Source organism: Pseudomonas soli (assembly GCF_900110655.1).
Taxonomy (GTDB): domain Bacteria; phylum Pseudomonadota; class Gammaproteobacteria; order Pseudomonadales; family Pseudomonadaceae; genus Aquipseudomonas; species Aquipseudomonas soli.
Map to the genome: position 1 here is coordinate 517,540 of NZ_FOEQ01000003.1, position 12,820 is coordinate 530,359.

The 12,820-nt window shown below is 63.6% G+C and carries 12 protein-coding genes and 1 tRNA gene; 7 read left to right on the forward strand and 6 right to left on the reverse strand.

What is annotated here, in order from left to right; all coding sequences use genetic code 11:
• The first annotated feature begins 495 nt into the window (after nucleotides 1-495).
• Nucleotides 496-1,881 (forward strand): GABA permease, encoded by a 1,386-nt coding sequence (gene gabP, locus BMY03_RS10440; RefSeq protein ID WP_094010998.1) that lies wholly within the window; start codon nucleotides 496-498, stop codon nucleotides 1,879-1,881.
• Nucleotides 1,882-1,967: 86 nt separating this feature from the next.
• Here the strand turns inward: gabP and BMY03_RS10445 are convergent, their stop codons facing one another.
• From BMY03_RS10445 to BMY03_RS10470, 6 genes are all read right to left on the reverse strand, one after another.
• Complete coding sequence (locus BMY03_RS10445) at nucleotides 1,968-2,411, reverse strand: hypothetical protein (protein ID WP_094010999.1); 444 nt, start codon at nucleotides 2,409-2,411, stop codon at nucleotides 1,968-1,970.
• A gap of 89 nt (nucleotides 2,412-2,500) precedes the next feature.
• Complete coding sequence (gene ppk2 / locus BMY03_RS10450; RefSeq protein ID WP_094011000.1) at nucleotides 2,501-3,511, reverse strand: polyphosphate kinase 2; 1,011 nt, start codon at nucleotides 3,509-3,511, stop codon at nucleotides 2,501-2,503.
• A 185-nt stretch (nucleotides 3,512-3,696) separates the two neighbouring features.
• Nucleotides 3,697-3,772, reverse strand: a tRNA-Phe gene (locus BMY03_RS10455).
• Between the two features lie 90 nt (nucleotides 3,773-3,862).
• Complete coding sequence (locus tag BMY03_RS10460) at nucleotides 3,863-4,135, reverse strand: oxidative damage protection protein (protein ID WP_011536185.1); 273 nt, start codon at nucleotides 4,133-4,135, stop codon at nucleotides 3,863-3,865.
• Entirely contained in the window at nucleotides 4,132-5,199 is a 1,068-nt protein-coding gene (gene mutY, locus BMY03_RS10465; protein WP_038706988.1) for an A/G-specific adenine glycosylase, read from the reverse strand. The genes BMY03_RS10460 and mutY overlap by 4 nt, the downstream gene beginning before the upstream one ends.
• Nucleotides 5,196-7,445, reverse strand: a complete 2,250-nt coding sequence (locus BMY03_RS10470) for an AsmA family protein (RefSeq protein WP_094011001.1) — start codon at nucleotides 7,443-7,445, stop codon at nucleotides 5,196-5,198. Before BMY03_RS10470 ends, mutY begins: the two co-directional genes overlap by 4 nt.
• 421 nt (nucleotides 7,446-7,866) lie before the next feature.
• Here BMY03_RS10470 and BMY03_RS10475 point away from each other — a divergent pair, with 421 nt between their 5' ends.
• The 6 genes from BMY03_RS10475 to hisF all read left to right on the forward strand — a co-directional run bounded on the left by BMY03_RS10475 (nucleotide 7,867) and on the right by hisF (nucleotide 12,789).
• The gene (locus BMY03_RS10475) at nucleotides 7,867-9,525 is read left to right on the forward strand and encodes an OFA family MFS transporter (RefSeq protein ID WP_046853801.1); all 1,659 of its coding nucleotides are present in this window, start codon (nucleotides 7,867-7,869) and stop codon (nucleotides 9,523-9,525) included.
• Nucleotides 9,526-9,750: 225 nt separating this feature from the next.
• Nucleotides 9,751-10,344, forward strand: a complete 594-nt coding sequence (hisB, locus tag BMY03_RS10480) for an imidazoleglycerol-phosphate dehydratase HisB (protein WP_028688464.1) — start codon at nucleotides 9,751-9,753, stop codon at nucleotides 10,342-10,344.
• The gene (hisH, locus tag BMY03_RS10485) at nucleotides 10,345-10,983 is read left to right on the forward strand and encodes an imidazole glycerol phosphate synthase subunit HisH (RefSeq protein WP_046853802.1); all 639 of its coding nucleotides are present in this window, start codon (nucleotides 10,345-10,347) and stop codon (nucleotides 10,981-10,983) included. It abuts the gene before it with no gap.
• On the forward strand, nucleotides 10,984-11,244 hold the full coding sequence (locus BMY03_RS10490; protein WP_023629859.1) for a DUF2164 domain-containing protein: 261 nt from the start codon (nucleotides 10,984-10,986) through the stop codon (nucleotides 11,242-11,244). It begins immediately after the preceding gene.
• Between the two features lie 27 nt (nucleotides 11,245-11,271).
• On the forward strand, nucleotides 11,272-12,009 hold the full coding sequence (hisA, locus tag BMY03_RS10495; RefSeq protein WP_094011002.1) for a 1-(5-phosphoribosyl)-5-[(5-phosphoribosylamino)methylideneamino]imidazole-4-carboxamide isomerase: 738 nt from the start codon (nucleotides 11,272-11,274) through the stop codon (nucleotides 12,007-12,009).
• A gap of 9 nt (nucleotides 12,010-12,018) precedes the next feature.
• A complete protein-coding gene (gene hisF, locus BMY03_RS10500; RefSeq protein WP_023629858.1) occupies nucleotides 12,019-12,789 on the forward strand; it encodes an imidazole glycerol phosphate synthase subunit HisF in 771 nt (256 codons plus the stop codon).
• The last annotated feature ends 31 nt before the right edge of the window (nucleotides 12,790-12,820 follow it).

A 12,820-nucleotide genomic window follows, 5' to 3' on the forward strand; every position in this document is an offset into this window, starting at 1 on the left:
TCGCTGGTGGGACAGTTTGTCGCATCGCTGCAGTGGACTGTCGCCAGGATGTCCGCAATAGCGTTTTGCCCAGCACCGGAGCCTTGATGAAAAAAGGCGCGATGGTGCCAGCTTTGGCCCGGTCTGGGAAGCCGTTTTTAGCCGGGTGGCACTGTGTCGCGGACTTGACGGGGGCAAGGTTGCGCCTGTTGGTTGCGCTTTCTGATGCGCAGAATTCGTGCACAGGTGTTACCCAGGAGCACCTTTGGTGCGTTTGTAAGTGGGTATTTCAGTAATCCAGACTTGGCATGGGGTTTTGGTGGCCTTTCGGTCAAAGCTTGGCACAATGCCCTGCAAGCCGCGCCGTTATTGGTGGCAGAAACATTTCAGACGAAAGTCATTCTCAGGTGGCCCGCTTATTGCCCTCTGGAAACCACTGAATGCGGCGACGCCTATCCACACCTCGGCGCGCTGGCCAGTCATTCGTGTAGTCCACCTCCTTACAAAGGTAGTTTTATGAGCGGTAACAATTCCAATGACCTCGCTCAGGGGCTCAAGCAACGGCATGTGACCATGCTGTCCATCGCCGGCGTGATCGGCGCAGGGCTGTTCGTCGGCTCCGGCCACGCCATCGCCGCCGCCGGCCCCGCCGTGCTGCTGGCCTACGCCGCGGCCGGTACCCTGGTCGTGCTGGTGATGCGCATGCTCGGCGAAATGGCCGTCGCCTCGCCTGACACCGGTTCCTTCTCCACCTACGCCGACCGCGCCATCGGGCGCTGGGCCGGTTTCACCATCGGCTGGCTGTACTGGTGGTTCTGGGTGCTGGTGATTCCGCTGGAGGCCAACGCCGCCGCCGCCATCCTGCATGCCTGGTTCCCCTCGGTGGACCTGTGGGCGTTCTCGTTGATCATTACCCTGGCGCTGACCATCACCAACCTGTTCAGCGTGAAGAACTATGGTGAGTTCGAATTCTGGTTCGCCCTGCTCAAGGTGCTGGCGATCATCGGCTTCATCGTCGTCGGTTGCGCGGCCATGTTCGGCATGGTGCCGAGCAGCCAGATCAGCGGCGTCAGCCACCTGTTCGACACCCAGGGCTTCATGCCCAATGGCCTGGGCGCGGTGCTGGCCGCCATGCTGACCACCATGTTCTCGTTCATGGGGACCGAGATCGTCACCATCGCCGCCGCCGAATCGAAGGATCCGGGCAAGCAGATCAGCCGCGCCACCAACTCGGTGATCTGGCGTATCTGCCTGTTCTACCTGGTGTCGATCTTCCTGGTCGTGGCCATGGTGCCGTGGAACGATCCGGCCCTGGCCGAGAAAGGTTCCTACCAGACTGTCCTCAGCCTGATCGGCGTGCCGAACGCCAAGCTGATCGTCGACATCGTCGTGCTGATCGCCGTGACCAGCTGCCTGAACTCGGCGCTGTACACCTCTTCGCGCATGCTCTTCTCCCTGAGCAAGCGTGGCGACGCCCCGGCGGTTGCCCAGCGCACCACCAAGGCCGGCACCCCGCACTGGGCTGTGCTGTTGTCCACCGCCGCAGCCTTCCTGTGTGTGTTCGCCAACTTCCTGGCCCCGGCCGCGGTGTTCGAGTTCCTGCTGGCCAGCTCCGGCGCCATCGCCCTGCTGGTGTATCTGGTGATCGCCGTGTCGCAACTGCGCATGCGCAGCCAGCGTGAAGCCAAGGGCGAGAAGATCTCGTTCAAGATGTGGATGTTCCCCGGCCTGACCTGGGCGACCATCGCCTTCATCATCGCCGTGCTGGCGGTGATGGCGCTGCGCGAGGATCACCGTGCCGAGATCATCGCCACGGCAATCCTGAGCATTGGTGTGGTGGCAGCTGGTCTGCTGGTGCACCGCAAGCGTGGCGCTGCTGCGCGTGTGGCGTTGGATAGCTGATCCACAAGTGAAATGAAAAGGCCGCGTCCTGTGAAGGGCGCGGCCTTTTTTGTCTGCACAGGTTTTGGAAGCGGGAGCGGTTCGACTCAGCCGAACTGCTTCTGCTGTTGCTGCTGCTTGGCCACGACCTCCGAGGCGGTGACATAGGCGTCCTGGAACTCGTCGCTCTCCAGCCAGGCCATGGTCGCGTCCTCGTCGGCGCCGTCCAGCCATTTGCGGTAGGCGGTGAACACCAGGACGATATAGTCGGTGGCGTGCTCTTCCTTGTGGCCCTTGAGCACCAGTGCCAGCAGTGGATCGACCAGGAACACCGAGATCATCGGCACCAGACCGTTTGCCTGGGCTTCCTTCATCTTTTCGAACAGACTGTCGTAGCTGCCCGATTCCATGGCCTTGTTGAACACCTGCTCGACACTGGCGCTGTCGCCGGCGCTGGCCTTGACCGCCTGGCCGCTGCGCACCATGCGGTTCTGCTTGGCCTTGGTGGCGGCGCGCTTGGCGCGTTTCTGTTGCTTGGTGCTGGTGGCCATGGGTGGATCCTTGGGATGACTGGTAAAGGCGCGTATTGAAGCGTAGTTGCGCGAGAAACCCAAGAGGCCGCCTAGCGGCCCCAAAGTGTTCAGCTTACCAGCGCCGCCGGTTCATCCTCTTCGAACCCACGCGAAGCCCGCCCGACCAGCAACGGATCCGGTGCATGCGCCACGCTGTGGTCCTTGCCTGGATAATCCAGCGAGTGCAGGAAGTGACGAATGCAGTTGATCCGCGCGCGCTTCTTGTCGTCCGACTTGATCACCGTCCATGGCGCATCGGCCGTGTCGGTATGGAAGAACATCGCTTCCTTGGCAGCGGTGTAGTCCTCCCACTTGTCCAGCGACTTGATGTCGATGGGCGAGAGTTTCCAGTGCTTGAGCGGGTCGTCGCGGCGAGAAATGAAACGGCGCAACTGCTCCTCGCGGTTCACCGAGAACCAGAACTTGAACAACAGGATGCCACTGTTGCACAGCATGCGTTCGAGGTCAGGTGCCTGGCGCATGAACTCCAGGTATTGCAGCGGCGAGCAGAAGTCCATCACCTTTTCGACCCCGGCGCGGTTGTACCAGGAGCGATCAAAGAACACCATTTCACCAGCGGTGGGCAGGTGTTGCACATAACGCTGGAAGTACCACTGGCCCTTTTCCTGCTCGGAAGGCTTCTCCAGTGCCACGATCCGCGCACCGCGCGGGTTCAGGTGTTCCATGAAGCGTTTGATGGTGCCGCCCTTGCCCGCGGCATCACGGCCCTCGAACAGTACGACGATGCGCTGGCCGGTTTCCTTCACCCAGTTCTGCACCTTGAGCAGCTCGATCTGCAGGTCGTGCTTGGCCTTCTCGTAGTCCTGGCGGCGCATGCGCGTACGGTAGGGGTAGCTGGCCGGCAGGCGTGCCGAGGTACTGTCCTCGCTGCTGCCCTTGCGGGCGTTGGCCACTTCCAGGGCGGCGGGCTGTTGGCTGACCTGGGTAATGGTCTCTGGCGCGGCGGCGCTGGCGACCGGCTTGCGCTGGCGCGGACGACGGGTGCGAGGGCTGGGCTTGACGCTGCTGCCGGCCTCGGCAGGCGATGGCAGGAGGAGGGTGGCGGATTCTTCGCTCATGGAGGTCCTTGCGGGGTCGTTCGAATGTCCACCTGCCATCCTATGAGCGCATGGCAAGTGGCTTTTTGATGTCGATCAACCGGGCATGAAGGAGCTAGAAGAAAAATCGCAGGCAACAAAAAACCCGCACTAGGCGGGTTTCTTGTGTCGCTTCGGGTAACTTTGCAACCACCAGAAGCTGAAGGTGGTGCCCAGAGACGGAGTCGAACCGCCGACACGAGGATTTTCAATCCTCTGCTCTACCGACTGAGCTATCTGGGCGACGGGGTGAATTAAATAGATTTTCTCAGAGGCCGTCAACGACTTTTTCAAAAAAATTTAAATTAATTCCGTCGGTTACGTTTTCTGGGGTCAATTCGAGGGTGGAACGTAGCCTTCGGCCTGGGCGTAGTCTTCACCGGCGAAGAACTTGTCCATCTCGGCCTGGATGAATTTGCGGTCCTCGGCATTCATCATGTTCAGGCGCTTCTCGTTGATCAGCATGGTCTGGTGGTCCTGCCACTCCTTCCAGGCCTTCTGCGAGATGTGCTCGAAGATGTCCTGGCCCTTGGCGCCCGGGTAGGGTGGGCGGTCGAGGCCTGGGAGTTCTTCGTTGTACTTGCGGCACTTCACGGTGCGGGTCATCGCTTCTCTCCTGCAATCAGTTCGTCGGCCGCGCGTTGCAGCAGCTTCTTGACCGGGGCGGCGAGGCCCAGGCGCGGCGGGGTGGCGAGGTTATACCAGAGCCAGTCGGGCTCGGCCACGTGCGCGCCGAGGGGGTCGACACGCACCAGCCATGGCTCGATGGCCAGCTGGAAATGGCTGAAGGTGTGGGTCAGTCCGTCGAGCGCCTGGCTGCCGGCCAGGCGCAGGCCGTGCTGGTAGGCGAGGTCTTCGAGCTGCTCGAGGCTGTCCAGCTCCGGCAGGCTCCACAGGCCGCCCCACAGGCCGGTGGAGGGCCGACGATAGAGCAGGATCGCGCCTTCGTGGTTGGTCAGCAGCGGCATCAGGGTCTTGCGCTGGGGCAGGGCCTTGCGCGGCTTGGGCTCGGGGTAGCGGGTCTCTTCGCCGTGCAGGTGCGCTTCGCAACCGCGTTGCAACGGGCAGATCAGGCAGCTGGGCTTGCTGCGCGTGCACAGCGTCGCGCCCATGTCCATCATCGCCTGGGTGTAGTGGTTGGCCCGGGTCATCGGTGTGAAGCGCTCGGCGCTGGCCCACAGCTGGTTGGCCACCTTCGGCTCGCCCGGGTACCCGGCCTGGGCGGTGAAGCGGGCCAGTACGCGCTTGACGTTGCCGTCGAGGATCGGCGCGCGGATGCCCATGCTGATGCTGGCGATGGCCCCGGCGGTGGAGCGGCCGATACCGGGCAGCTCGGTGAGCTGCTCGACGCTGCGCGGGAACTCGCCGCCATGTCGCTCGACGACGATCTTAGCGGCCTTTTGCAGGTTACGGGCACGGGTGTAGTAGCCCAGGCCCGTCCACAGGTGCAGCACCTCGTCCTCCGGCGCCTCGGCCAGCGCCTGCACGGTGGGCAGGGCCTGCATGAAGCGGTCGAAGTAGTTGAGCACGGTGCTGACCTGGGTCTGCTGCAACATGATTTCAGACACCCACACCCGATACGGGGTGATGCCCTGTTGCCAGGGCAGGTCATGCCGACCGTGCTGGTCGTACCAGTCCAGCACGGCGCTGGAGAACTGCTGGGGTGTCATCGCTTGAACAGCCCCTTCAATGCATCTTTGAGTTCAGGGCTCACCTTGTCTCCGAGTTTCTCTTCGAGCTTTTCATCGATCTTGTCCTTGAGGCGGTTGCCGGCAAGCTTGGCGGCAACCTTGCCCAGGCCGTCCTGGTCCAGGCGGCAGGCCTTGGCACCCAACTCCAGCGGGCCGCGGCAGCGCAGCGGCACTTCGACGCCGACATAGCGCTCGTTGACCTGGCAGGCCGGGTCGGGCATGGCGCGTTGGTCGCCTTCGACGACCACGCCGACGTTGTAGTCCATGCCCAGCACGCGCAGGTCGAGGTCACCGTGGCCGTTGACGGTCAGGCCCGGGATACGCACCTTGAGGTCCGGATTGCTGGCCACGCCGTTACGCATTACCAGGCTGCCGCGCAGCTCCTGGAACGGCGTGTCCTTGCCACGGGGTTCGCCGCTGAGCTGCTTGCGGTTGAGGGTGGCGATGGCCTGGCACAGTTGCTGTTCCAGGTTGGCATTGACCAGCACGCCGTCGTTGATGGTGAAGCTGGCATTGCCATTGAGCGTATCGACCAGTGCCTTCTGGCTGTTGCCGGTAGCGGTGAGGTCACTGTTCAGGGTCAGCAGGCCCTTGACCGGCGGTGCCTGTTCCGGGGATTCACGCTTGATGAAATGTTCGACTGGCACGCGGTTTATCTTGGTGTTCACGCCGATCTGCGGCACGGCAGGGCGTACATCCACGGTGCCCTTGGCCTCGAAGGTGCCGTTGTACAAGGCGCCGCGCAGGGTCTGCAGGGTGACCAGGCCGCCTTGGCCGCTGGCGGTCAGCTGCGCGTCGCTGATCGGCAGCCTGTCCAGCGTCAGGGCGCCGAACGACAGGTCGGCCTGCAGATCGAGGGCGCGCAGGCGGTCGACCGGCAGCAGCTTGTCGCTGCTCCAGGCGACTTGCGTCGGTGCGTCGGGTAGCGGCGTGGAGCCGGCGCCGGCGACGGCAGTGGCTTCCTGCTGCTTGACCTCGGCCTGGCGCGCAGCGGTGGCACCCTTGGCTTCCTCGCTCTTGGCCGGCAGGTAGCGGTCGGCGTCGAACTTGTCGCCCTTGAGGCGCACGCGCAGGGCCTGCTTGGCGAAGTCTTCCACGGCGACCCGGCCGGTGAAGGTGCTGTCGTCCAGCTTCACCGCCAGGTCTTCGAGGGCGATGCTGTTCGGCGTGCCTTGCAGGCGGGTGACCAGTTCCAGCTTCTTGAACGCTGCCGCGTCGGCGGTGGCGGGCAGCGGGTGGCCGATACCGTCGAGGAAGGTGCGCAGGTCGAACTGGGCGATGGACAGGCCGCCGCTGACCTGCGGCGTCTTGTCGAGGTCGCGCACGTTCAGCTCGCCCAGGGCGCGCAACTGGTTGGCCGAGACCTTCAGGCCGCTCCATGAGGCGACATTGGCCGCCAGGTCGACCAACACCTGGCCTTGGGCGGCGAAGGTCATGGTCTTGCCGGCCAGTGGCTCGCCCGAGGTTTCGCCAGACAGGCGCATGTCCTCGAGGTTGTAGCGCTTGAGACGCCGGTCGAAGCGCAGTTCGCCGGTCAGTTCGGTACGCGCCTTCAGGTTCGGCTGGCTGGCGCTGAGGAAGGCGCTGGCCTTGAGCGGGATGTTCACACCTTCGTGCACGGGGCCGGTGCTCAACTGAATGCTTTCTGCGCCGTAGGTCTGGCCGGCTTTCTCGTCGGTATAAAGCACGCGGGCGTTGTTGACGGTCAGGCTGTCGATATCGAGCTTGACCGAGCGCTCGCCACTTTCCGGCTTGGCAGGTTCCGTCGCTGAGCTTGCATCGGGCGTGCTTGTCGGCGCGTTGGCGATCGCCGGGTCCGGCAATGGCTTGCCGATGTCTTCCCAGTTGCCATGGCCGTTGGCATCGCGGGTCAGCGTCAGGTTGAGGCCTTCGACCCGCACGTCGCTCATCTGCACTTCACGGCGCAGCAGCGGCAGCACGCGTACAGACAGGCCGAGCATCTGCAGGTCGGCGAATGGCACCTTGGGGTTTTTCAGCGTGGCGATGCTGGCCTCGTGCAGTTCCAGGCCCAGCCAGGGGAACAGGCTCCAGCCGATGTCGCCGTTGAGGGTCAGTTCCACGTGGGCCTTGTCACGGGCCAGCTGGCGGATTTCTTCTTTGTAGTCGTTGGGATCGAATAGGTGGGTCAGGGCGAAGCCCAGCGCCACGATGATCAGCAACAACCCGAGAAGCCCCAGCCCCAGGATTTTGCCGAACGCTTTCATGGGCGAGTCCTTGTAGTCCGATTATGAATTTCAGCGGCGAGTATAGCGCTGTGGCACTTGGCTCTGCGTATCCGACATTTCGACAGTGGCAATGGCAGCAGTTCATTTATTGCTTGTCCTGGCCTCATCGCCGGCAAGCCGGCTCCCACAGCGACCGCGCAGGCCTCAAGACTTGCGTTGTCCCTGTGGGAGCCGGCTTGCTGGCGATGCAGACGCCACCGATAGCGGATTGATCGTTTCAGTTGACAAAAAAAACACGATATCAGATTGCTTTCATGTCACCCGCTGCTGGTAATCTTGCGCCCGCCCGTGGAGCCCCGCGACCCATTGTCGCGGGTGATGCCTGAAGCGGCCGGGCTGCCTTGCGTGCAGCCATACAGAGCCGTCCACGCGCACAGCCCACCTACAAAAGGATCAATCCATGAACAGCAGTATCACGGCGGGAGCGGCGGCGAGCACGCCGGGCTTCCTGTCGAAGGAGCGCATCATCGCCCGCCCGGGCTTCAACCGCTGGCTGGTGCCGCCGGCGGCCCTGGCCATTCACCTGTGCATCGGCATGGCCTATGGCTTCTCGGTGTTCTGGCTGCCGCTGTCCCAGGCCCTGGGTGTCAGCGCGCCAGTGGCCTGCGCCGCCGACATGGGCTTCGTCGCCCGTCTGTTCAGCGCCGAGTGCGACTGGCCGATCTCCATGCTCAGCTGGATCTACACCCTGTTCTTCGTGTTCCTCGGCTGCTCTGCCGCGGTACTTGGTGGCTGGTTGGAGCACGCCGGCCCGCGCAAGGCCGGCCTGGTCTCGGCACTGTGCTGGTGCGGCGGCTTGCTGATCTCGGCGATTGGCGTGAAGACCCACCAGCTGTGGTTGATGTGGCTGGGTTCGGGGGTGATCGGCGGGATCGGCCTGGGCCTTGGCTACATTTCGCCAGTGTCTACCCTGATCAAGTGGTTCCCGGACAAGCGCGGCATGGCCACCGGCATGGCGATCATGGGCTTTGGTGGAGGTGCCATGGTGGGCGCTCCTCTGGCCACCGCGCTCATGGGCCACTTCGGCAGCGCGACCGAGGTGGGCGTATGGCAGAGCTTTGTCGCCATGGCCGCGATCTACTTCGTGTTCATGACCGCGGGCGCCCTGGCCTACCGAGTGCCGCCAACCGGCTGGAAGCCCGAAGGCTGGACACCGCCGGCGAAGAAAGCCAACGCCATGGTTACCGACCGCCACGTGCATGTGAGCGTGGCCTGGAAAACCCCGCAGTTCGCCCTGGTGTGGTTGGTGCTGTGCCTGAACGTCTCGGCCGGTATCGGCATTCTCGGCATGGCTTCGCCACTGCTGCAGGAAGTGTTCGCCGGCAAGCTGCTGGGCAACGAGCTGACCTTCAGTGAGCTGAATGCCGCGCAACTGGCGCAGATTGCCGCGATTGCCGCCGGTTTCACCGGCCTGCTGAGCCTGTTCAACATCGGCGGGCGCTTCTTCTGGGCGTCGTTCTCCGACTATATCGGCCGCAAGAACACCTACTTCGCGTTCTTCGCCCTGGGCGTGGGGCTCTACAGCCTGGTGCCGAACATGGGTCACATCGGCAACGTGGCGCTGTTCGTGGCGGCCTTCTGCATCATCCTGTCGATGTACGGCGGCGGCTTCGCCACCGTGCCGGCGTACCTGGCCGACCTGTTCGGCACGCAGATGGTCGGTGCCATCCATGGTCGCCTGCTGACTGCCTGGGCGGCGGCCGGCGTACTCGGCCCGGTGCTGATCACCTACCTGCGCGAGGCGCAGCTGGCGGCGGGCGTGGAGCGGGCCGCGGCCTACGACATGACCCTGTACATCCTGGCCGGCCTGCTGGTGCTGGGGTTCATCTGCAACATGCTGGTACGCCCGGTGGCGGACAAGTACTTCATGACCGACGCCGAACTGGCGGCCGAGCGCGCGCTGAGCCATGACAAGGGCGCCGATTCCGCGCGTTCGCTGGAGTGGCACGCGGCGCCGGGCAGCCTGCCGCTGGTGCTGGTGGCCTGGGCGGTGGTGGTGATTCCGCTGGCCTGGGGGGTGTGGATCACCCTGCAGAAGACTGCGGTGCTGTTTCATTGATGGATGACACGGCTGGCTGACTGGCTGGCTTCAAGGGCCCTGTCGCGGGGCAAGTCGCATCGGCGCACCGCGATGGGGTCAACAGAAAAATCTGCTTGTATAGACCTGTAGGTCTCTCCCACCCCCGTAATTACTAGCCCTGCCATATGTCATCCGCGTTTCAAGCTGGCGCGTTCTGGGCCTATAATGGAGCCCTTTTCGCCCAATGATTTTGCGGAGCTGGTGATGGTCGAACGTAAGGCTTCCGTCGAGCGCAATACCCTGGAAACCCAGGTCAAGTGCTCGATCAACCTCGATGGCAGCGGCAAGGCCCGATTTGAAATCGGCGTGCCTTTCCTTGAACACATGCTCGACCAGATCGCTCGGCATGGGCTGATCGACCTGGACATCGAGTGCAAGGGCGACCTGCATATCGACGACCACCATACCGTCGAGGACGTCGGCATCACCCTGGGCATGGCATTCGCCCAGGCCATCGGCGACAAGAAAGGCATCTTCCGCTATGGCCATGCCTATGTGCCGCTGGACGAGGCCCTGTCGCGCGTGGTCATCGACTTCTCCGGTCGTCCGGGCCTGCAGATGCACGTGCCGTATACCCGCGCCACCGTGGGCGGCTTCGATGTCGACCTGTTCCAGGAGTTCTTCCAGGGCTTCGTCAACCATGCCCTGGTGACCCTGCATATCGACAACCTGCGTGGCCACAACACCCACCACCAGATCGAGACCGTGTTCAAGGCGTTCGGCCGCGCGCTGCGCATGGCCGTTACCCTCGACGAGCGCATGGCCGGGCAGATGCCGTCCACCAAAGGGTGCCTGTAAATGCAGACGGTAGCCGTAATCGACTATGGCATGGGCAACCTGCACTCGGTGGCCAAGGCCCTGGAGCATGTGGGCGCCGGCAAGGTGCTGGTGACCAGCGATGCCGCGGTGATTCGTGAAGCCGACCGCGTGGTGTTCCCGGGCGTCGGCGCGATCCGCGACTGCATGGCCGAGATCCGCCGCCTGGGCTTCGACAGCCTGGTGCGAGAAGTCAGCCAGGACCGCCCGTTCCTCGGCATCTGCGTAGGCATGCAGGCCCTGCTCGAGCGCAGCGAGGAAAACGACGGTGTCGACTGCATCGGCCTGTTCCCCGGCCAGGTGCGCTTTTTCGGTAAAGACCTGAAGGAAGACGGCGAGCACCTGAAGGTGCCGCACATGGGCTGGAACGAAGTCGGCCAGACCATCGACCACCCGCTGTGGCATGACATCCCCGACCGTGCGCGTTTTTACTTCGTGCACAGCTACTTCATCGAGGCCGGCAAGCCGGGCCAGGTGGTCGGTCGCGGCCACTACGGCGTCGATTTCGCCGCCGCGCTGGCCGAAGGTTCGCGCTTCGCCGTGCAGTTCCACCCGGAGAAGAGCCATACCCATGGCCTGCAGCTGCTGCAGAACTTCGTCGCCTGGGACGGGCGCTGGTAAATGAGCCGATCGAAGACCAAGGCCCCGATCATCACCCTGACCCCGGAGCAGGAGCGCGAGGCGCTCGACACGCTCAAGCGCTTTCTCGAAGACCGCTTCGAGCTGGAGCTGGGGTCGTTCGAGGTGGCCGAGGTCCTCGAGCTGTTCAGCAAAGAGATTGCACCCCATTACTACAACAGGGCGATTGCCGATGTTCAGCTGCACCTCAAGGAGCGGTTCGAGAGCATCGAAAGCGACCTGTGGGCGCTCGAGAAGCCCTGAATTCCAACGATTAGACAGGTTCCTCACATGCTGATTATCCCCGCTATCGATCTCAAGGACGGTGCCTGCGTACGCCTGCGCCAAGGCCGCATGGAAGACTCCACGGTATTTTCCGACGACCCGGTGAGCATGGCCGCCAAATGGGTCGAGGGTGGTTGCCGCCGCCTGCACCTGGTCGACCTAAACGGCGCTTTCGAAGGCCAGCCGGTCAACGGTGAAGTGGTCACGGCTATCGCCAAGCGCTATCCGACCCTGCCGATCCAGATCGGCGGTGGCATTCGCTCGCTGGAAACCATCGAGCACTACGTCAAGGCTGGTGTCAGCTACGTGATCATCGGCACCAAGGCGGTCAAGCAGCCTGAGTTCGTCGCCGAAGCGTGCAAGGCGTTCCCTGGCAAGGTCATCGTCGGCCTGGACGCCAAGGACGGTTTCGTCGCCACTGACGGCTGGGCCGAAGTGAGCAGCGTGCAGGTCATCGACCTGGCCAAGTGTTTCGAGGCCGATGGCGTCTCGGCGATCGTCTACACCGACATCGCCAAGGACGGCATGATGCAGGGCTGCAACGTGCCCTTCACCAAGGCCCTGGCCGAAGCCACGCGTATTCCGGTGATCGCCTCGGGCGGCATCCACAACCTGGGCGATATCAAGGCCCTGCTGGACGCCAAGGCACCAGGCATCATCGGCGCCATCACCGGCCGTGCCATCTACGAAGGCACCCTCGACGTCGCCGAGGCCCAGGCCTTCTGCGACAACTACCAAGGCTGAGGAGCGACCATGGCACTGGCCAAGCGCATCATCCCTTGCCTGGACGTGGATAACGGCCGGGTGGTCAAGGGCGTCAAGTTCGAGAACATCCGCGATGCCGGCGACCCGGTGGAGATCGCCCGGCGCTACGACGAGCAGGGCGCCGACGAGATCACCTTCCTCGACATCACCGCCAGCGTCGATGGCCGTGACACCACCCTGCATACCGTCGAGCGCATGGCCAGCCAGGTATTCATCCCGCTGACCGTGGGTGGTGGCGTGCGCACCGTGCAGGACATCCGCAACCTGCTCAACGCCGGTGCCGACAAGGTGTCGATCAACACCGCCGCGGTGTTCAACCCGGAGTTCGTGGGCGAGGCGGCGGACCGTTTCGGTTCGCAGTGCATCGTCGTTGCCATCGACGCCAAGAAAGTCTCCGGCCCGGGTGAAACCCCGCGCTGGGAGATCTTCACCCACGGCGGGCGCAAGCCTACCGGGCTGGATGCGGTGGAGTGGGCGAAGAAGATGGAAGGCCTGGGGGCTGGCGAGATCCTGCTTACCAGCATGGACCAGGATGGCATGAAGAATGGCTTCGACCTGGGCGTGACCCGCGCCATCAGCGATGCACTGGGGATCCCGGTGATTGCTTCCGGTGGCGTAGGCAACCTGCAGCACCTGGCCGACGGTATCCTGGAAGGGCATGCCAGCGCGGTGCTGGCGGCGAGCATCTTCCACTTTGGCGAGTACACGGTACCGGAAGCCAAGGCCTACATGGCTTCGCGCGGTATTGTCGTACGCTGAAAAAATGATTGGGGCCGCAACGCGGCCCCAA

Coding starts and splice junctions, on each gene's coding strand:
- gabP (WP_094010998.1), top strand. CDS start 496: ATGAGCGGTAACAATTCCAATGACCTCGCTCAGGGGCTCAAGCAACGG.
- BMY03_RS10445 (WP_094010999.1), bottom strand. CDS start 2,411: ATGGCCACCAGCACCAAGCAACAGAAACGCGCCAAGCGCGCCGCCACC.
- ppk2 (WP_094011000.1), bottom strand. CDS start 3,511: ATGAGCGAAGAATCCGCCACCCTCCTCCTGCCATCGCCTGCCGAGGCC.
- BMY03_RS10460 (WP_011536185.1), bottom strand. CDS start 4,135: ATGACCCGCACCGTGAAGTGCCGCAAGTACAACGAAGAACTCCCAGGC.
- mutY (WP_038706988.1), bottom strand. CDS start 5,199: ATGACACCCCAGCAGTTCTCCAGCGCCGTGCTGGACTGGTACGACCAG.
- BMY03_RS10470 (WP_094011001.1), bottom strand. CDS start 7,445: ATGAAAGCGTTCGGCAAAATCCTGGGGCTGGGGCTTCTCGGGTTGTTG.
- BMY03_RS10475 (WP_046853801.1), top strand. CDS start 7,867: ATGAACAGCAGTATCACGGCGGGAGCGGCGGCGAGCACGCCGGGCTTC.
- hisB (WP_028688464.1), top strand. CDS start 9,751: ATGGTCGAACGTAAGGCTTCCGTCGAGCGCAATACCCTGGAAACCCAG.
- hisH (WP_046853802.1), top strand. CDS start 10,345: ATGCAGACGGTAGCCGTAATCGACTATGGCATGGGCAACCTGCACTCG.
- BMY03_RS10490 (WP_023629859.1), top strand. CDS start 10,984: ATGAGCCGATCGAAGACCAAGGCCCCGATCATCACCCTGACCCCGGAG.
- hisA (WP_094011002.1), top strand. CDS start 11,272: ATGCTGATTATCCCCGCTATCGATCTCAAGGACGGTGCCTGCGTACGC.
- hisF (WP_023629858.1), top strand. CDS start 12,019: ATGGCACTGGCCAAGCGCATCATCCCTTGCCTGGACGTGGATAACGGC.